Raw genomic sequence first — 18,904 nt, 5'->3', positions numbered from 1 at the left:
ATGGGTTGAACTGTACGCCGCACGTGTTCAGAGAAAAACCAGCCAGTCGCGAATTGACTGTTCCAGTTTTGGAAATAGTCAAGGCTGGAGCAAAACGGGGTCGCAGGCATCTGCAGAGGCCCCCGGGCGCCCCGCTCCCCGTCGTATGCACATACCCATTTGACAGATCTAGGTGTTAATCCTGAGATTCTGGTGAAAATTAGTATTTGTGTGAGGCCCTGGAGTATCAATCGAGCATCTGAGCATCGGTATCGTTCAGGTCGTCAATGCCTGCCACCCGACCGGCGTTGAATGGCAGATTCCAGACCAACTACGCAGGAGACGTTCCGATGCCCCGTACCCCCCGTCCACACACCCGCCTGGCCCTGGCCGTTGCCGCCCTGGCGGCATCGCTGTGCGGCGCCGCTGCGCATGCGCAGACCGAGCTCGTGATTGCCACCGTGAACAACGGCCACATGATCGAGATGCAGAAACTCAGCAAGAACTTCGAGCAGGCCAACCCCGACATCAAGCTCAAGTGGGTCACGCTGGAAGAAGGCGTGCTGCGCCAGCGCGTGACGACCGACATCGCCACCAAGGGCGGCCAGTTCGACGTGATGACCATCGGCATGTACGAAGCCCCCATCTGGGGCAAGAAGGGCTGGCTGCAGGAGCTCAAGACCGACGCCGCCTACGATGTGGACGACCTTCTGCCCGCGGTGCGCAATGGCCTGTCGATCGATGGCAAGCTGTTCGCCGCCCCGTTCTACGGCGAAAGCTCGATGCTGATGTACCGCAAGGACCTGGCCGACAAGGCCGGCGTGCAGGTGCCCGAGCGCCCCACCTGGCCCCAGATCAAGGACCTGGCCGCCAAGATCCACGACCCCAAGAACGGCGTGTACGGCATCTGCCTGCGCGGCAAGCCGGGCTGGGGCGACAACATGGCCTTCCTGACCACGCTGGTCAACACCTTCGGCGGGCAGTGGTTCGACATGCAGTGGAAGCCGCAGCTCGAATCCAAGCCCTGGAAGGACGCCATCACCTTCTACGTGGACCTGCTCAAGAACTACGGCCCGCCCGGTTCGTCGGCCAACAGCTTCAATGAAATCCTGGCGCTGACCAATTCGGGCAAGTGCGGCATGTGGATCGACGCGACCATCGCCGCATCCTTCGTGAGCGACCCCAAGCAGTCCAAGGTGGCCGACCAGATGGCCTTTGCCCAGGCGCCCACCATGAACACGCCCAAGGGTGCCAACTGGCTGTGGTCGTGGAACCTGGCCATCCCGGCCGGTTCCAAGAAGGTAGACGCCGCACAGAAGTTCATCACCTGGTCCACCAGCAAGGACTACGTGCAGCTTGTGGCCAAGACCAACGGCTGGGCCAACGTGCCCACCGGCACCCGCAAGAGCACCTACGCCAGCCCCGAGTTCCAGAAGGCGGCCCGCTTCGCTGCGGCCGAGAAGGTCGCCATCGACTCGGCCAACCCGACCGACTCCACCCTGCCCAAGAGCCCGTACGTGGGTGTGCAGTTCGCCGCGATCCCTGAATTCCAGGCCATCGGCATCGCCGTGGGCCAGCAGATGAGCGCAGCCCTGGCCGGCAAGACCAGCGTGGATGCGGCGCTCAAGGCGAGCCAGGTGTCGGCCGACCGCGAAATGAAGAAGGGCGGCTACTACAAGTAGGCATTCATCCGGCTACTGCGCGGCCCGATCTGGGGGCGGTGTTCCTCGCCGTACGGGAGTACGGCTCCGGTACAGCACCCCCACCTCGGGCCGCTCGCTACGCCGGTTGAGCGCCTACTTCGCTGCCGCCGGAGGTTTCGTCTGAAGCTTCCGGCTTGAAGCCCATCTGGCCGCTCGCTTCGTTCTGGCCCCCGCGATGTGATCCTGTCCAGACTTCTTTCGAGACATCCATGAACCGCCTGCTCCCCCGCCTGCTGCTCACGCCAGCCATGGCCACGCTCTTCCTGTGGATGATCGTGCCGCTGGTGATGACGATCTACTTCTCGCTGATCCGCTACAACCTGATGCAGCCGGACCAGACCGGCTTTGCCGGGCTGGAAAACTTCGAGTACTTCGTCACCGACCCCTCGTTCGGCACAGCAGTGGTCAACACCTTGCTGCTGCTGGGCAGCGTGATCCTCATCACGGTGGTGTTCGGCATTGCGATCGCACTGCTCATCAACGAGCCGTTCGCGGGCCGGGGCATCGTGCGGGTGCTCTTGATCTCGCCGTTCTTCGTCATGCCCACGGTCAACGCGCTGATGTGGAAGAACATGATGATGAACCCCATCTACGGCGTGCTCGCCCAGGTGTGGATGTTCTTTGGCGCGCAGCCGGTGGACTGGCTCACCGACCACCCGCTGTTCTCGGTGATCGTCATGGTCTCCTGGCAGTGGCTGCCGTTCGCCACGCTGATCTTCATGACCTCGCTGCAGAGCATGAACCACGAGCAGCTCGAAGCCTCGCGCATGGACGGCGCCAACTACCTGCAGCAGCTGCGCTACCTGTACGTGCCGCACCTGGCGCGCTCGGTGGCGGTGGTGGTGATGATCGAGCTGATCTTCCTGCTCAGCATCTTCGCCGAGATCTACACCACCACGGGCGGTGGGCCAGGCGATGCGAGCACCAACGTCACCTTTTTGATCTTCAAGCAGGCGCTGCTCAACTTCGATGCGGGCGTGGCCTCGGCCGGTGCGCTCTTCGCCGTGGTGCTGGCCAATATCGCGGCGGTGTTCCTGATCCGCATGGTCGGCAAGAACCTCGATAAATAAAGACAAGAAGAAGGACCACCGACATGAGCACCCGACGCCGATCCTCCTACCCCCTGGGCCTCTTGGCCCTGCGCACCGTGGCCGCCTGGGGCGTGGCCCTGCTGCTGTTCTTTCCGCTGGCCTGGCTGCTGCTGACCGCGTTCAAGACCGAGCTGCAGGCCATTGCGGTGCCGCCGCTGTTCGTCTTCACGCCCACGCTGGAGAACTTCCACGAGGTGCAGGAGCGCAGCGACTACCTGCTGTATGCCAAGAACTCGGTCATCACCAGCGTGCTCTCCACCGTGGTGGGCCTGTTGCTGGCCGCCCCCGCGGCGTACGCCATGGCCTTCTTCAAGGGCAAGTACACCAAGGACATCCTGATGTGGATGCTCTCCACCAAGATGATGCCCGCCGTGGGCGCGCTGGTGCCGATCTACGTGCTGGCGCAAAAGAGCCACCTGCTGGACACGCAACTGGCGCTGATCATCGTGTTCGCGCTGTCCAACCTGCCCATCATGGTGTGGATGCTGTATTCGCACTTCAAGGACATCCCGCGCGAGATCCTGGAGGCCGCGCGCATGGACGGAGCCACCCTGTGGCAGGAGGTGCGCCTGGTGCTGCTGCCCCTGGGCATGGGCGGCCTGGCGTCCACCGGCCTCTTGTGCCTGGTGCTGTCGTGGAACGAGGCCTTCTGGAGCCTGAACCTGAGCGCCGCCAAGGCCGGCACGCTGGCCACGCTGATCGCCTCCTACTCCAGCCCGGAAGGCCTGTTCTGGGCCAAGCTCTCGGCCGCCTCGCTGATGGCCATCGCGCCCATCGTGGTCTTCGGCTGGTTCAGCCAGAAACAGCTCGTCCAGGGCATGACTTTCGGTGCGGTGAAGTAAAGCACTGCTCTCCACCGTCCTTATTCAATCTGATCTACCGATCCAGGAATCGACCTCCATGGCCTATCTCCAACTGCGCGGCATCGAGAAATTCTTCGGCGAGCACCGCGCCATCAAGGGCATCGACCTCACCATCCAGCAAGGCGAGTTCATCGTCTTCGTCGGCCCCTCGGGCTGTGGCAAGTCCACGCTGCTGCGCCTGATCGCGGGGCTGGAAAACATCGACGGCGGCTCGCTCATGCTCGACGGCCGCGACATCACCGACCAGCCGTCGAGCAAGCGCGATCTGGCCATGGTGTTCCAGAGCTATGCGCTGTACCCGCACATGAGCGTGTACGAGAACATGAGCTTTGCGCTCAAGCTGGCCAAGGTGGACCCGGCCATCGTGCGCGAGAAGGTGGAGCGCGCCGCCGCCATCCTGAACCTCACGACCTACCTGGAGCGCACGCCCAAGGAGCTGTCGGGCGGCCAGCGCCAGCGCGTGGCCATCGGCCGTGCCATCGTGCGCGCGCCCAAGGTCTTTTTGTTCGACGAGCCGCTGTCCAACCTGGACGCGGCCCTGCGCGGCCAGACCCGGGTGGAGATCGCCAAGCTGCACCGCGACCTGGGCGCCACCACCATCTACGTCACGCACGACCAGGTGGAGGCCATGACCCTGGCCGACCGCGTGGTGGTGCTGCGCGACGGGCTCATCGAGCAGGTCGGCACGCCGCTGGAGCTGTACGACCGCCCGGCCAACCAGTTCGTGGCCCAGTTCATCGGCACACCGCAGATGAACGTGGTGCCGCTGCAAAAGCTGCCCGCGCCGGTGCAGCAGCAAGCCCCTGCCGGTGCGGCGGGCGGCTGCATCGGCCTGCGCCCGGAGAACGTCGCCGTGCGCAGCACCGGTGCCACGCCCGTGGGCGGCCAGGTGGACCTGGTCGAGGCCCTGGGCGCCGAAACGCTGATCTACGTGAGCACGCCCGGCGGCGCGCAGTTCGTCTCGCGCCAGAACGAGCGCACCGGGCTGCGCGCGGGCGATGCCGTGAGCCTGGACATCGATGCCTCGCAGGCGCACTGGTTCGACCAGGCAGGCCGTGTCGTGGCGGAGCAGGGCGCGTGACAGCGATGCATGCCTTGAACGGACAGGTGGCCGCCATCACCGGCGCGGCCTCGGGCATCGGCTTTGCCAGCGCCCAGGCCCTGGCGAATGCCGGCGCGCGCGTGGTGTTGATCGACCGTGACGAGGCGGCGCTGGCCAAGGCCTGCGCCGCCATCGGCGAGAACGCTTCGCCACTGGTGCTGGACCTGCTCGACGCGAAGCAGTGCGCCAGCCTGCTCGAACGCACGCTGGCCATCGCGGGCCCGCTCGACATCTTCCATGCCAACGCGGGGCTCTACGTGGGCGGCGACCTGGTCGACGCCGACCCCGACGCCATCGACCGCATGCTGCAGCTCAACGTCAACGTGGTGATGAAGAATGTGCACAACGTGCTGCCCCACATGATCGGGCGCGGCCGCGGCGACATCATCGTCACCAGCTCGCTCGCCGCGCATTTCCCCACACCGTGGGAGCCCGTCTACGCATCGTCCAAGTGGGCGGTGAACTGCTTCGTGCAGACCGTGCGCCGCCAGGTGTTCAAGCACGGCATCCGCGTGGGTTCCATCTCGCCGGGCCCGGTGATCACTTCGCTGCTGGCCGACTGGCCGGCCGAGAAGCTGGCCGAGGCCAAGGCCAATGGCAGCCTCATCGAGGCCTCCGAGGTGGCCGAGGTGGTGCTGTTCATGCTCACCCGCCCGCGCGGCATGACCATCCGCGACGTCGTGATGATGCCGACCAATTTCGATCTCTGAGCAGCATTTTTTGCATCTACGCACCATGAATTTCATCCTGCACCTGGGCCTGGGCTCGTTCCACCGCGCGCACCAGGCTGTCTACGTCCACGAACTGCGCCAACAGGGCGACACCGGTTGGGCCATTGCCGGCGGCAACCTGCGCCCCGACATGGCCGAGACCATTGCCGCGCTGCAGGCCCAGGGTGGCCGCTATACGCTGGAAACGGTCACGCCCCAGGGCGAGCGCAGCTACATGCGCATCGAATCGATCGAGCGCATCATCCCCTACCAGGACGACCTGGCCCCGCTGATCGCAGTGGGCGCCGATGCCGCCACGCGCATCATCTCGTTCACCGTGACCGAGGCCGGCTACTACCTGGATGCTGCCAACCAGCTCGACTGGGCGAACTTTCCGGACCTGCGCGCCGACCTCGCGGCCGTCCAGGCCGGCCAGGCGGGCCACACCCTCTATGGTGGCCTGGTCAGCATCCTGCGCGTGCGCATGGCCGCTGGCGCCGGCCCGGTGACGCTGATGAACTGCGACAACCTGCGCCACAACGGCGACCGCTCGCGCGGCGGTCTGCTGCAGTTCATCGACGCGCTGGGCGATGCAGCGCTCAAGGCCTGGGTTCTGGAAAACACCAGCAGCCCCAACGCCATGGTCGACCGCATCACGCCGCGCCCCACGCCCGACGTGGCAGAGCGCGTGAAGGCCGCCACCGGCTGGGACGACAAGGCCGCCCTCATGGGCGAGAGCTTCATCCAGTGGGTGATCGAGGACCGTTTCATCGCCGGGCGCCCTGCGTGGGAGGCGGTCGGCGTGGAGATGGTGGACTCGGTTCAGGCCTACGAAGAGGCCAAGATCCGCCTGCTCAACGCCACCCACAGCTGCATCGCCTGGGCGGGCACGCTGGCGGGCTACCAGTACATCCACGAAGGCACGCACGACCCCGCCATCCGCCAGATGGCCTACGACTACGTGACCGACGACGCGATTCCTGTCCTTCTGCCGTGCCCCATCGACCTGCAGCGCTACCGCGACGTGGTGCTGGACCGTTTCGGCAACCCGGCCATCGCCGACACCAACCAGCGCGTGGCGATGGACGCATTCTCCAAGATCCCCGGCATGATCGCGCCCACCATCCGCGACAAGCTGGCCCGTGGCGGCTCGTTCGACAGCGTGGCCATGCTGCCGGCGCTGTTCCTGGCCTACCTGCAGCGCTGGCATGCCGGGCAGATCCCGTACGCCTACCAGGACCAGGCCATGGACCCGGCCGTGGCCCATGCCATCTGCGAGGCCGCAGACCCGGTCGCCGCCTATGCAGCGGACACGACCCTGTGGGGCGAGATGGCCTCGGACCCGCGCCTGGTCGCGGCGCTGCGCCAGGCCTTTGCGCGGGTGCAGGCCTTTGTGGCCGAGCGTGCAAAATCCCAGGGGTAAGTTGAGCGGCCCCTCAACAGGAGTGACGCCATGACCGTGAAGACCACGCCTGTCTCCCCGCGCCAGACCAAGCCCGAGCTGGAGCACGACTATGTGCGCTCGCCCGAGCTGGGCTACGAGCCGCCCGAGACCGCGGGTTTCATCCGCTGCCTGTCGCACGGCTTTCCCACGCCGCTGGCACGCTGGCACTACCACGATGAGTACGAGCTGCACCTGATCACCGCCACATCGGGCAAGGTCTTCGTGGGCGACTGGATCGGCCCCTTCCAGCCCGGCCACCTGGTGCTGACCGGGCCGCGCCTGCCGCACAACTGGATCAGCATGGACCTGCCCGAGGGCGGCGTGCCGCTGCGCGACCTGGTGATCCAGTTCTCGCACGCCCCCCTGGTGGCCAGCAGCGAGAGCATTCCCGAGCTGCGCGAGGTGCTGCCCCTGCTGGAGAGGGCGCGCCACGGCATCGAGTTCTTCGGCATGGAAGCGCAGGCGCAGGAGCACTGGCACCGCATCAAGGCGCGCCAGGGGCTGGCCCGGTTCGGCGCGTTCTGCGAATTCATGAGTGACCTGGCCCGCTGCACCGACTTTCGCCTGCTGTCGAGCACGCAGCTGCAAAGCGAGGACAACGACACCCAGCTCGACCAGATCAACGCCATCGTGAGCCGCATCACCGACCACTTGGCCGAGCCCTTGTCGGCGGCCGACCTGGCGCAGGAACTGGGCATGACCGAGAGCCGCTTCTCGCGTTTCTTCCGCCGGGCCACGGGCAATACCTTCACCGACTTCGTGAACCTGGTGCGCGTGAACCGCGCCTGCCAGTTGCTCGTGGAGTCCGAGCGCTACATCACCCACATCGCCTACGACGTGGGCTTCAACAACATGGCCAACTTCAACCGCCGCTTTCTGGACATCAAGGGCATGACGCCCACCGAGTACCGCAAGCAGGGCGCGGGCCGCTTCGGGATCAAGGCTTGACCGTGCCTCCCCCATTGTTTCAGGACTAGTGCATGTACCTGGGGATAGATCTGGGCACTTCGGGTGTCAAACTGTTGCTGCTGGGTGAAGACCAGCGGGTGCACGCCGTGGCCGATGCGCCTGTGCCCCTGCAGCGCCCCCAGCCGGGCTGGAGCGAGCAGCACCCCGCCGACTGGCTGGCGGCCACCGAGGCCGCCGTGGCGCAGTTGCGTGCGCAGGCACCCGAGGCCTGGGCCCGGGTGCGCGGCGTGGGCCTGTCGGGCCACATGCACGGCGCCGTGGTGCTGGGCGAGGCGGGCGAGGTGCTGCGCCCTGCCATCCTCTGGAACGATGGCCGTGCCGCGGCTGAGTGCACGGCGCTGGAGCAGGCCGTGCCTGCCTCGCGCCAGATCACCGGCAACCTGGCCATGCCCGGCTTCACCGCGCCCAAGCTGCTGTGGCTGCGCACGCACGAACCCGAGGTTTTTGCGCGCACGCGCACCGTGCTGCTGCCCAAGGACTGGCTGCGCCTGCAGCTCACCGGCGATGCCGTGAGCGACCTGTCCGATGCCGCAGGCACCCTGTGGCTGGATGTGGCACGCCGCGACTGGAGCGACACCCTGCTGGCCGCCTGCGGCCTGACCCGCGCCCACATGCCGCGCCTGGCCGAAGGCAGCGATGCCACGGGTGTGTTGCGTGCCGATGTGGCCGCCCGCTGGGGCCTGCCCGCCGGTGTGGTCATGGCCGGCGGCGGTGGTGACAACGCCGCCAGTGCGGTGGGCGTGGGGGCGCGCCAGGCAGGGCAGGGCTTTGTCTCGCTCGGCACCTCGGGTGTGGTGTTTCGCGTGTCCGACCGGTTCGCGCCGGCCACGGAGAGTGCGGTGCACGCCTTTGCCCATGCGCTGCCCGGCCGCTGGCACCAGATGGCTGTCATGCTCAGCGCGGCCAGCGCTTTTGGCTGGCTGGCCCGCATCACGGGCCAGAGCGAGGCACAGCTCTCCGCCGCGGTGCAGGGCATGGCCCTGGCGCGCCACGCGCAGGCGCCGATCTTTTTGCCCTACCTGAGCGGCGAGCGCACGCCCCACAACAATGCTGCGGCCACCGGCGTCTTCATCGGCTTGCGCGCCGAGCACGATGCCACCGACATGGCCTGTGCGGTGATGGAGGGCGTGGGCTTCGGCCTCATGGACGGGCTGCAGGCCATGCAGGCGGCGGCCGGTGGCGATGCGGGTTCTGTTGCCCCGCTGGCCCTGGTGGGCGGCGGTGCGCGCAGCGATGCCTGGGCGCAGATGCTGGCCAGTGGCCTGGGCTGCGTGCTGGAGCGGCCCGAGGGCGCCCATGCCGCAGCCGCCCTGGGCGCCGCACGCCTGGCCGCCATGGCCTGCGGTGGCGACGAAGCGCTGTGGTGCCACGGCCTGCCGGGCGAAGCCCGCTTCAATCCTCAGCCCGCCCAGCAAGCCCTGCTGCAGGAGCGCCACGCGCGCTTCAAGGCGCTGTACCCTGCGCTGCTGCCCCATTTCTGAACCCTTTCTTGTCCATGTCCACACATTCCCCTGTGCAGGTCGCCATTGCCGGCGAAGCGCTGATCGACCTCATTCGCCGTGCCGACGGCAACTACGAGCCCTGCCTGGGCGGCGCGCTCTACAACCTGGGTCGTGCGCTCGCACGCCAGGGCGTGGGTGCGCTGTACCTCAACCCCCTGTCGCGCGACCGCTTTGGCCGGGAACTGGCGGCGCAGCTTGCGGCCGATGGCGTGCAATTGGCCCAGCCCACGCCCGTGGCCGAGGTCACTTCGCTGGCGGTGGTCAACCTCACGGAGCATGGCCATCCCGACTACGCCTTCTACCGCGAAGGCGTGGCCGACCGCGCCGTGACGTCCGAGGGCCTGAACGCGGCCTGCATGGCCGCTTCGGGCCTGCAACTGGTCTGCACCGGCGCCCTGGCCATGGACGCACGCGATGCCGCCATCTACCTACCCTGGCTGCAGGCCCAGCGCGCCGCCGGCCGATGCGTGGTGGTGGATGCGAACCTGCGCCCCTCCGTCATGCCCGACCTGCCGGCCTACCGGGCCCAGGTGCATGCGGCCCTGGCCGAGGCGCACATCATCAAGGCCAGCGACGAGGACCTGGACCACCTGCAGGTGCCCGGTGCCGACCCGCTGGCCCGCGCGCGCCACCTGCTGGCCGCCAACCCCCGTGCCCGCCTCATGGCGTTGACGTTGGGCGGCGAGGGCGCCTGGTTGCTGCAGCAGGGGGCCGCGGGCGGCCAATGGTTCGCCAAGGAGGCCGAGCCGCTGGCCGTGGTCGATACCGTGGGTGCCGGTGACAGCTTTCTCGCGGGCCTGCTGGCCTGCCTGTTGCGCGCGTACGCGCAGCAGGCCAGCCTGGCACCTGCAGGCATGGCGGACTTCGTTGCGGCACTGCCTGCCGCGGCATATCAAGAGGCCTTGCGCCACGCCCTGGCCAGCGCCAGCCTGTGCGTGCAGGAGCGTGGCTGCGTACCGCCCAATTGGCACGCGGCGCAGGACTGGGCGGCACAGCACCCAGCGCTCGACCAGCCGGCCTGAGACCGGTTGCGTGGCGCATCAGGCGCTGGTGCCCACCCGGTTGCCGCGGTTGTCCACCATCTCCAGGATCCACCACTGCACCTGGTCGGCCTCGATGAAGCGCATGTGCGAGGCGATGTCCAGCAGCAGGCCTGCATCCAGGTCCAACAGCCGCTGCACATAAGCCACCAGGTCGTCGGCGCGCTCGGTGAATTCGAAACCGTCATGGTCGAACTCGAACACCTTGCCGGCCTCGTCGCCCTCCAACACCATGAGGATGTAATTTCCCGAGCGCGGGGTCTCGCCGATGGCGGTGCAGCGGTCTATCCATTCCGGCAAGATCTCGGCACGCTCTTGCTCGTCCAGTTGCTCGATCCAGTCGTTGAAGTCGTCGTGCGTCAAGGCCCATTGGCTCGGGTGCACGATGTGCTTGGCGGCTTCTCCAGTGAGCGCGTCCACATAGAACAGAACGCTGCCGAAGGTGCCGTAGAAATCGGCCAGGCGGCCCACGGCGGGCAGGCCGGCTTTGTCGCCGGGCGGGGTCACCGTGTGGGCAAAGTGCACGGTCTTGGTTTGCTGCGGCCGGTGGTTGATCCGCTCGCAGGTGAATTCGCCGCGGTGCGCGGTGACGGCATGGTGCAGGTCGGGGAGGTGCATGGTTTTACCGTTGTGCTGGGCGCACCATGACAGTGTAGGGCGTACCCGTCACCGGCTCCAGGTGCGAGGCCAGCGCATGAAACCCCATGCGCCCATAGAAACTTTCGTTGCGCGGCGAAAACGTCTCCAGGTAGCACGCCACCCCGGCCTCGTCTGCCAAGGCCAGCGCCGGGGCCAGCAGGCGGGCGCCCAGGCCCCGGCCCTGCGCCGCCGGGTCGATCCCCAGGATGGACAGGTACCAGGCACCCTGCAGTTCGGCGCCGCTCGCACGAGGGCCCATGAAGGCGATGATGCGGTGGTAGTTGTCCATGCCTTGGGGGCCCAGCACGGTCTGCAGGTGCGCCACCTTGGCCTCTTCATCGGCCTGTTCTGCATCGGCCGGGCGTGGCAGGCTCCAGATGGCCATGCCCAGGCGCGGATCGTCGGGCGTGTGGCACAGGCCGCCATGCTGCGCCTCGCGCACGGCGCAGTCCAGGTAGCGCTGCAGAACCTGCATGCGCATGGCTTCGTCGTGCGCGAAGTCGATGGTGACGGCCTGGTAGAACGGGTCGTCGATCAGTGACGCCGCCAGGGCGGGCGTGGAAGGGTGCAGAGAAGAGGCGGGCAACAACATGGGCGCGGACCTTACCAGACCCACGCCCTGTTGTCCGGCATCACGAGCCCGGCTGTGCGTACGCCTCTTCGAAGAAATAGTCCTTCCACGAGCTGGCCTTGTTCTTGAGCACACCAAGCTTTTCCAGTTCGCTCGCATAGACGAAGCTGCGGTGCGGCGACACGGTGAAGTCGTTCTCCGGGTCTTCCACGATCTTGCGCACCAGCTCGGGCGCGAGCTTGGACTTCTGCACGCGGATGAAGATCTCGGCGGCCTTGGCCTTGTCGGCCTTGATGATCTGCGCGGCCTCGACCAGCGCGGCGTAGAACGCCTTGTAGGTCTTGGGGTTCTCGTCGTGGAACTTCTGCGTGGTGTACAGCACGTTGAAGGTGGCCGGGCCGCCCAGGATGTCGTAGGAACTGATGAGCTTGCGGATGTTGGGGTTGGCCGCCAGGGCCTGGTAGTAGAACGGAGCGCTGGAGAAGTGCGTGTTGATCTCCGAGCCGCCCGCGATCAGCGCCGCCGTGGCCTCGGGGTGGGGCAGGCTCACCGAGATCTTGTCGAAGCGCCTGAAGTCGTCCTTGCCGAAGACGCGTGCCGTCTCGATCTGCAAGGTGCGCGACTGGAAGCCCACGCCCGCCGCGGGCACGGCGATGCGGTCCTTCTCGCCCAGGTCTTTCAAGGTCTTGACCGTGGGGCTGTTGGTCAGCAGGTAATTGGGCAGCGAGCCCAGGGCCGCCACGGCCTTCACGTTCTGCTTGCCGCGCGTGCGGTCCCACAGTGTGAGCATGGGCGGCACGCCGGCCGACACCACGTCCAGCGAGCCGGCCAGCAGGGCCTCGTTCATCGCCGTGGCGCCCGAGATGCTGGCCCAGTCCACCTGCACCTCGATGCCCTGCTGCTTGCCGTGCTTTTCGATGAGTTGCTGGTCGCGCACCACGTCCAGGATCAGGTAGCCGATACCGAACTGCTGTGCAATGCTGATCTTGCCCTCGGCCTGCGCCACCAGTGGCGCCAGGCCCAGCAGCGTTGCCGCCGCCATGGTGCGCCAGCGCTGTCCCTTTTTACCATCCCGTCCTGACATTCCTTTTTCCCTTGCGTTCGTTGATCGTCACCGTCACCACCGGTGGTGGTGCAGTGCAGGGGACGAACTCTAGGGGGAAGGCGTGTGCGGGGGAACGAAGCAATCGTGGGTTCCTAAGAACCAACTCATCTATGGGCGTGGCTGCTGCGGGTGGTAGTGCAGGTGCAGCGCGCGCCAGCCCTGGGCGCAGCGTTGCCACAGTTCGGTGAAAAGGACCGGCGGATGAGCGCCGCGCGGCGTGGTGATGCTTCCCAAGCCGCGCGCCGACACGACGCCGTCGCCGATCGCATGCAGCTCCAGCTGCGCATCCTGTGCGCGGCTGCCCGCCGGGAACCAGCGGCCCGCGCGGACGGCGCTGGCAATGCCGGCCATCCGCCCAGCACCGGCCTCGATGCCCGCCTCGCTCACCACAAAGAAGGCCGGGTCTTCCAGTGCGGCCAGGCGCTCCGTGTCGCCGGCCACATAGGCTTCATACCATTGCGTGCGCGTTGCGCGCAGTTCTTCCAGATGCACCGCTGTCCCCTCCCTTGGTCACAACCTGGGCGATGGTAGCGGGGAAGGGGGCGCGCGCTGCGCGTGTTACGCCGTGTTGCCGCTGGTGCCTTGCCGTGCCGCAGGGTGCGCCGGCCGTGCCAGCCCCAGGTGCTCGCGCAGCGTGCGGCCCTGGTACTCCGTGCGGAACAGGCCGCGGCGCTGCAGCTCGGGGATCACCAGGTCGGCAAAGTCCTTGAGGCCGTGCGGCAGGGTGGGCGCCAGCACGTTGAAACCATCGGCGGCGCCGGTGGTGAACCAGTGCTCCAGCTCGTCTGCAATCGACTCGGGCGTGCCGACGATGGTCCAGTGCCCGCGCGCGCCCGCGACCTTTTCGTAGAGCTGGCGGATGGACAGGTTCTCGCGCCGCGCCATGCCCTCGAACAGCTCCTGCCGGCTCTTCCAGCCCTCGGTCACCGGCAGGTCCTGCGGAAACGGCCCGTCGATGTCGTGGTCCGAGAGGTCCACATTGCCCAGGAAGGTGGACAGCAGACCCACGCCCAACACCGGGTCGATCAGGCCCTGCAGCTGGTCGAACTTGTCCTGTGCCTCCTGCCGCGTGCGCCCCACGAAGGGGGAGATGCCGGGCAGGATCTTGAGCTGGTCGGGCGTGCGGCCGTAGGCGGGCAGCCGGGCTTTGAGGCCGCTGTAGAAGGCCCGCGCTTCGGCGGCACTCTGCTGCGCAGTGAACACCACCTCGGCCGTGGTGGCCGCCAGGTCCTGGCCATCGCCCGAAGAGCCTGCCTGCACCAGGACCGGGTAGCCCTGCGGTGCGCGCGGCGTCTGCAGGCCGCCATGCACCTGGTAGTGCTCGCCCGTGTGGGCCACGCGGTGCAGCCGGGCGGGGTCGAAGAAGCGGTTGGCTTGCTTGTCGTGGATGAAGGCCTCGTCCTCCCAGGTGTCCCACAGGCCCTTGACGATCTTCACGTACTCGTGCGCGCGGGCATAGCGGTGGGCGTGGGCGAGCTGCTGCTCCAGCCCGAAGGCGCGCGCCTCGAAATCGCTGCCAGAAGTGACCAGGTTCCAGCCGCTGCGCCCGCCGCTCACTTGGTCCAGCGATGCGTACTTGCGCGCCAGGTGGTAGGGCGGCAGGTAGGTGGACGACACCGTGGCCACCAGGCCGATGTGCGTGGTGGACTGCGACAGGGCCGCCAGGCTGATGAGCGGGTCGAGCGGGTACCACAGCGCATTCCTGGCCACCACCTCGTCCGGCGGGCCGGGCAGGCCGACGTTGTCGGCGAAGAAGATGGTGTCGAACTTGGCGGCCTCGGCGATGCGCGTCCATTCCTTGAGCGACTCGATGCTGCTGGCGGCGGCCGGGTCCACATCGGGGTGGCGCCAGGCGGCCAGGTGGTGGCCTACGCCGAAGAAGAAGGCACCAAGGTGCATCTGGGGGCGGGAGGAGGTCATGCGGATCGGGATGCGGTGGCAGGCCCTTCGTGCGAGGGGCCGGGGTGGCTGTAGTGCCAGGTGGAATGAATGCGTGAGAAGGTGGGCACCATCACCAGGAGTGCGCCAGCAGCGGGACTGGAAAGGGCAGGCATGTCGCCCCCTGCAGTGCCCGGCGGCGCACCCGCTGGCGCACATAGCCATGGGGCGCACGCCGCACCAGCGCTGCTGGTGAGGGCGGTGCAATGCCCCAGGCCTTGGCCGTTAGTGCGAGAACGCGTTCGGCAGGGGCCTGGTGCGGGGCGGCGGTGGTGGTTGTTGTTGTTCTTGCCATCATGCGCCCCCGCCCGCCGTGGCGACGAGAAAGCCGGCAATCAAGGCAATGGCAGACGCCACGACCAGGCCCACGGCCAGATTGCGCAGCACTTTCCAAAAAGCGCCATCGGGCGGGGCCAGGTCGATGTCTTCGGTGGTCACGGGCAGCAGCATGTCGGGGCTCCTTGGTGTGTTCATGGGGCGGGTCGCTGGATGGATGCCGGTGGCCGTGGGGTGCCGCAATTGTCCCGAAGCCGGGGCTGGCGAAGAACGACTTTCGCGTCAGTTGCATATCACCAAATCAACCGAGGGCCCTGCAGGCTCCATGGCGCATCCATCCAGTCATGACCGCGCCAGGCCATTGTGGGCAGGCGCTGCACGCATTCCAACGAAGGAATGCGAGTTAGCAGATGCGCTTTCCGTGCGGAGGGGCGCCGGTGCTTAGAACCTTGAACAGGATCTCAGTGCGGTGCCGCCAGGGCCGGCAGGAACTCCACACCGGTGCGTTTGACCAGCTCCTGGTAGCTGATGGGCGGCCCGGCTCGCTCGTCCGGGCGGTTGGCCTGCCAGTGCGCCCAGGCGCGCTGGGTGCTGGCGTCGTACACCAGCTTGAACAGGTGCGAGGGGACGCGGACCTGGTTCGCGCCGATGCTCGGGCCGCCCGTGGCAAAGACCGGGCCGGTGATCACGTACACATCGCCCCGGGCGCGCTGCACATAGCGCCGCGTGTCCTGCTCGATGCGGGCCCAGGGGCCGCCGTTCTGCTTGGGGTCCTGCGGCACCATGTTGGCCAGGGAAAAGCTCTGCGCCATGGCCGTGGGCGTGTCCATGTCCGCTGCCGGGGCCATGTGGCCGCGGCTGTAGCCCGAGCGCTTGTAGTCGTCGAGCTCGGCGCGCTCACCGCGGGGCAGGCGCGCGTCGGCGAAGAACTTGTCGGAGCGCTTCTCGCGCGTGCCATCGAGCATGGCGCGGTTCAGCCGCTGGGCTACGTAGACCGGGGTGCGCGTCTGGCCGCTGTGCAGCACGGCAAAGGCCTCGTAGCACAGCTCGCGTTGCAGCGCGCGGCGTGGCGCTGCAGGCGGCTTGCCGCCCGCGAAGAACTGCGGGCAATGCGCGAAGCCCGTGGGCTGCGTGCTGCGCAGGTCGGGCAGGCTGTCGAGAAAGCTGGAGGAGGGGTTGCGGGCGAAGGAGGGGGCGGCACCCAGGGCCAATGCCATGGCCGCCGTGGCCACGCGCATGGCGCGCGGCCAGGAAAAATGCAGGTTCAAAACGCGGTGTCAAAAAGCGAAAAAAGGCGCTGATTGAACCACCGCTACGGGCCCGTTTTGGCCTTACGGGCTGCAATGCCGCAAGGTTTTTCTGCCGCTTGCAGGGCTTACGTTTGGAGGCAGGAAAGCAGGCCCGTCAAAGCTCTTTCGCGTACACGATAAACCCGTGGTGTTTTGCCACCTTGTCGTACAGCACACGTCCCGCAGCATTGCCTTCCTGCGTCTGCCAGTACACGCGCGAGGAGCCTGCTGCGCGCGCCTGTTCGTACACGGCCTCGATCAGTGCACGCCCTACGCCGCGGCCGCGTGCCGCCTCGCGGGTGAACAGGTCGCTGAGGTAGCACACGGGCTCGATGCGCGTCATGCTGCGGTGGTACAGATAGTGGGTCAGGCCCAGCAGGGTGCCGCTGCTGCCTTCGCCCCCTTCGGCCACCAGGCAGTGCACCGGCTCGGCCGGATCGAGGAAGCGCTGCCAGGTGCTGGCCGTGATGTGCTCGGGCAGGGCCGTGGCGCCAAAGCGGCCGTAGAAGGCGTTGTAGCCGTCCCAGAGCGGGCGCCAGGCTGCATAGTCACTCGCCGTGACGGGACGGATGTTCACCGGGGTCGCCATGCGAGGTTCTCCGCTCAGCGGTTAAGCACGCGCCCGGGGTTCATGATGCCCTGCGGGTCCAGCGCCTGCTTGACCGCGCGCATCATCGACAGCGCCACGGGCGACTGGTACTTCTCGAGCTTGTCGGCCTTGAGCTCACCGATGCCATGCTCGGCCGAGAAGGAGCCGCCGAACTCGGCCACTGCGTCGTACACCAGCTGGTGCACATGCTCTTCGTGGTCGCGCAGGAAGGCCTTGGGGTCGCCCTGCTCAGGCGCCTGCACGTTGTAGTGCAGATTGCCGTCGCCCAGGTGGCCGAAGTTCACCAGGCGCACGCCCGGGATCTCGCGGCGCAGCACGGCGTCGGTATGGGCCACGAAGGCGGGGATGCGCGAGATCTGGATGGAGATGTCGTGCTTGATGTTCAGGCCCTCTTCGGCCTGCGCCAGCGGAATGTTCTCGCGGATGTGCCACAGCTGCTGGGCCTGGGTGAGGTTCTCGGCCACCACGGCATCGGTCACGCAGCTGGCCTCGAAGGCGGTTTCCAGCAGCGCCTCGAAGCGGCCGCGGGCGTGTTCTTCGGACTCGCTGTCGGAGTTTTCCAGCAGCACGCACCAGGGCGCGTTCTCGTCGCCCAGGAAGGGCACGCGCAGCTGCGGCATGTGCTTGCCCACCAGGCTCAGCGCGAACTGGCCCATGACCTCGAAGCCCGTGAGTCCTGCGCCCAGGTTCTTGTGTGCCAGGCCCAGCAGGGCCACGGCATGCTCCATGGAGGGCACGGCCGCCCAGGCCGTGAGGCGCGCGGCGGGCTCGGGGTAGAGCTTGAGCGTGGCGGCGGTGATGATGCCCAGCGTGCCTTCGCTGCCGATGAACAGGTCGCGCAGGTCGTAGCCGGTGTTGTCCTTGCGCAGGCCCTTGAGGCCGTCCCATACCTCGCCCTGGGCGGTGACGACCTCCAGGCCCAGGCACAGGTCGCGCGCATTGCCGTAGCGCACCACCTGCGTACCGCCGGCGTTGGTGCCCAGGTTGCCGCCGATGGTGCAGCTGCCCTCGGCCGCGAGCGACAGGGGAAACAGCACGCCCGCGTTCTGCGCAACGTCCTGCAGGTTCTGCAGGATGCAGCCGGCCTCCACCGTCATGGTGAGGTTGTCGGTGTCGATGCTGCGCACGGTGTTCATGCGCGTGAGGCTCAGCACGATCTGCGTGCCGCTGTCGTCGGGGGTGGAGCCCACCGCCAGGCCGGTGTTGCCGCCCTGCGGCACGATGGCGGTGCCGGCTGCCGCGCAGGCCTTGACCACGGCGGCCACTTCCTGCGTGTTGGCGGGGCGCACCACGGCCAGGGCCTTGCCGCGCACGCGGCGGCGCCAGTCCTGCTCCCAGGCGGTCAGGTCGCCATCGGCCAGCACGTTGGCCGGGCCGACCAGGGTGCGCAGGGTGTCGAGGAGGGTGGTGGTCATGTCGTTGGCCTTTCGTCTACAGCGGTCAGGGCTGCTGCCGGGGCGGGCGCCAGGGCATTGATTGCAGCGTTATGGTGGATTGTCGGGTGGGGCTTGTACCGTGTCAGGCGGCGGGTGAGAACGGTGCCTGCTGCCCTTCCTGTGATTCTTTGGCCGCTGCCATGGCCTTGGCGTTGCGCTGGCGCAGCCGCACGTGTAGCGTGCAGGCCGTGAAGAGCACCAGGCACAGCAGCACCTCGGCCCAGGCCAGCCACTGCGAGGGCGGCTTGTCGCCCCAGCCGCGCACCACGCCTTCGGTGAAGTACAGCCAGATCACCAGGCTCACCCAGCGGTAGGTGTACATGCGGTTCTTGAGCAGGCCGGCCAGCGGGATGCACAGCGGCAGGGCCTTGAGCGCGATCCACGAGCCGCCGGGGCGCACGGGCGCCAGCACCAGCTCCCAGGCGAGGCACAGCACGATCAGCGCCATCACGCTGCCGGTGGCCGCCCAGCGGGTGGCAGCGATGGCATGGTCGGAAACGGGGAGGGGAGCGGTCATCGGTGGCAGGTCAGGTAACGAACAGGGGGCAGGGTGGCGCAGTGCATGGAAAAATGGGTGTCGCAGCGGTGGCCATTGTCGCTGCTGGCCTGCGCCGCGCTTGGGCCCACAATGCGTGCT

At 67.4% G+C, this 18,904-nt stretch carries 19 protein-coding genes; 9 read left to right on the top strand and 10 right to left on the bottom strand.

Annotated elements, in window-relative coordinates:
- Positions 1-329: 329 nt before the first annotated feature.
- The 9 genes from AC07X5_RS14220 (at position 330) to AC07X5_RS14180 (ending at position 10,385) form a co-directional block, all read left to right on the top strand.
- Positions 330-1,661, top strand: a complete 1,332-nt coding sequence (locus tag AC07X5_RS14220) for an ABC transporter substrate-binding protein (protein WP_494770680.1) — start codon at positions 330-332, stop codon at positions 1,659-1,661.
- Positions 1,662-1,891: 230 nt separating this feature from the next.
- Positions 1,892-2,752 (top strand): carbohydrate ABC transporter permease, encoded by an 861-nt coding sequence (locus AC07X5_RS14215; RefSeq protein WP_492230437.1) that lies wholly within the window; start codon positions 1,892-1,894, stop codon positions 2,750-2,752.
- 23 nt (positions 2,753-2,775) lie between these two features.
- On the top strand, positions 2,776-3,615 hold the full coding sequence (locus AC07X5_RS14210) for a carbohydrate ABC transporter permease (protein ID WP_409961083.1): 840 nt from the start codon (positions 2,776-2,778) through the stop codon (positions 3,613-3,615).
- Positions 3,616-3,673: 58 nt separating this feature from the next.
- Positions 3,674-4,717 (top strand): ABC transporter ATP-binding protein, encoded by a 1,044-nt coding sequence (locus tag AC07X5_RS14205; RefSeq protein WP_409961085.1) that lies wholly within the window; start codon positions 3,674-3,676, stop codon positions 4,715-4,717.
- A gap of 5 nt (positions 4,718-4,722) precedes the next feature.
- Positions 4,723-5,448 (top strand): SDR family oxidoreductase, encoded by a 726-nt coding sequence (locus AC07X5_RS14200; protein WP_409961113.1) that lies wholly within the window; start codon positions 4,723-4,725, stop codon positions 5,446-5,448.
- 25 nt (positions 5,449-5,473) lie between these two features.
- Entirely contained in the window at positions 5,474-6,871 is a 1,398-nt protein-coding gene (gene dalD, locus AC07X5_RS14195) for a D-arabinitol 4-dehydrogenase (RefSeq protein ID WP_494770679.1), read from the top strand.
- Between the two features lie 30 nt (positions 6,872-6,901).
- Complete coding sequence (locus AC07X5_RS14190; RefSeq protein ID WP_494770678.1) at positions 6,902-7,840, top strand: AraC family transcriptional regulator; 939 nt, start codon at positions 6,902-6,904, stop codon at positions 7,838-7,840.
- A gap of 32 nt (positions 7,841-7,872) precedes the next feature.
- A complete protein-coding gene (gene xylB / locus AC07X5_RS14185; RefSeq protein WP_494770677.1) occupies positions 7,873-9,342 on the top strand; it encodes a xylulokinase in 1,470 nt (489 codons plus the stop codon).
- A 14-nt stretch (positions 9,343-9,356) separates the two neighbouring features.
- Positions 9,357-10,385 carry a PfkB family carbohydrate kinase gene (locus AC07X5_RS14180; RefSeq protein ID WP_494770676.1) on the top strand — a complete coding sequence of 343 codons (1,029 nt, stop codon included), beginning with the start codon at positions 9,357-9,359 and terminating at the stop codon, positions 10,383-10,385.
- Between the two features lie 18 nt (positions 10,386-10,403).
- Here the strand turns inward: AC07X5_RS14180 and AC07X5_RS14175 are convergent, their stop codons facing one another.
- The 10 genes from AC07X5_RS14175 to AC07X5_RS14130 all read right to left on the bottom strand — a co-directional run bounded on the left by AC07X5_RS14175 (position 10,404) and on the right by AC07X5_RS14130 (position 18,784).
- The gene (locus AC07X5_RS14175; protein WP_409961093.1) at positions 10,404-11,021 is read right to left on the bottom strand and encodes an SMI1/KNR4 family protein; all 618 of its coding nucleotides are present in this window, start codon (positions 11,019-11,021) and stop codon (positions 10,404-10,406) included.
- A gap of 4 nt (positions 11,022-11,025) precedes the next feature.
- Entirely contained in the window at positions 11,026-11,634 is a 609-nt protein-coding gene (locus tag AC07X5_RS14170) for a GNAT family N-acetyltransferase (RefSeq protein WP_494770675.1), read from the bottom strand.
- 40 nt (positions 11,635-11,674) lie between these two features.
- The gene (locus tag AC07X5_RS14165) at positions 11,675-12,655 is read right to left on the bottom strand and encodes an ABC transporter substrate-binding protein (protein ID WP_494770692.1); all 981 of its coding nucleotides are present in this window, start codon (positions 12,653-12,655) and stop codon (positions 11,675-11,677) included.
- 171 nt (positions 12,656-12,826) lie between these two features.
- A complete protein-coding gene (locus AC07X5_RS14160; RefSeq protein WP_494770674.1) occupies positions 12,827-13,210 on the bottom strand; it encodes a DUF4440 domain-containing protein in 384 nt (127 codons plus the stop codon).
- A gap of 66 nt (positions 13,211-13,276) precedes the next feature.
- Complete coding sequence (locus AC07X5_RS14155) at positions 13,277-14,638, bottom strand: LLM class flavin-dependent oxidoreductase (protein WP_494770673.1); 1,362 nt, start codon at positions 14,636-14,638, stop codon at positions 13,277-13,279.
- Between the two features lie 312 nt (positions 14,639-14,950).
- Entirely contained in the window at positions 14,951-15,130 is a 180-nt protein-coding gene (locus AC07X5_RS14150) for a hypothetical protein (RefSeq protein ID WP_494770672.1), read from the bottom strand.
- A 263-nt stretch (positions 15,131-15,393) separates the two neighbouring features.
- On the bottom strand, positions 15,394-16,170 hold the full coding sequence (locus AC07X5_RS14145) for a DNA/RNA non-specific endonuclease (RefSeq protein ID WP_494770691.1): 777 nt from the start codon (positions 16,168-16,170) through the stop codon (positions 15,394-15,396).
- 166 nt (positions 16,171-16,336) lie between these two features.
- Complete coding sequence (locus tag AC07X5_RS14140) at positions 16,337-16,810, bottom strand: GNAT family N-acetyltransferase (RefSeq protein ID WP_494770671.1); 474 nt, start codon at positions 16,808-16,810, stop codon at positions 16,337-16,339.
- A gap of 14 nt (positions 16,811-16,824) precedes the next feature.
- Positions 16,825-18,246, bottom strand: coding sequence for an FAD-binding oxidoreductase (locus AC07X5_RS14135; RefSeq protein WP_494770670.1), 1,422 nt, complete (start codon positions 18,244-18,246; stop codon positions 16,825-16,827).
- Positions 18,247-18,349: 103 nt separating this feature from the next.
- Positions 18,350-18,784, bottom strand: coding sequence for a DUF2069 domain-containing protein (locus tag AC07X5_RS14130; RefSeq protein ID WP_494770669.1), 435 nt, complete (start codon positions 18,782-18,784; stop codon positions 18,350-18,352).
- Between the last annotated feature and the right edge of the window lie 120 nt (positions 18,785-18,904).

The sequence above is a fragment of the Acidovorax sp. GW458-11-26-14-TSB4 genome, assembly GCF_059423865.1.
The sequence above is the reverse complement of the archived record's forward strand: the minus strand, read 5'-3'. Positions and strand labels throughout refer to the sequence as shown.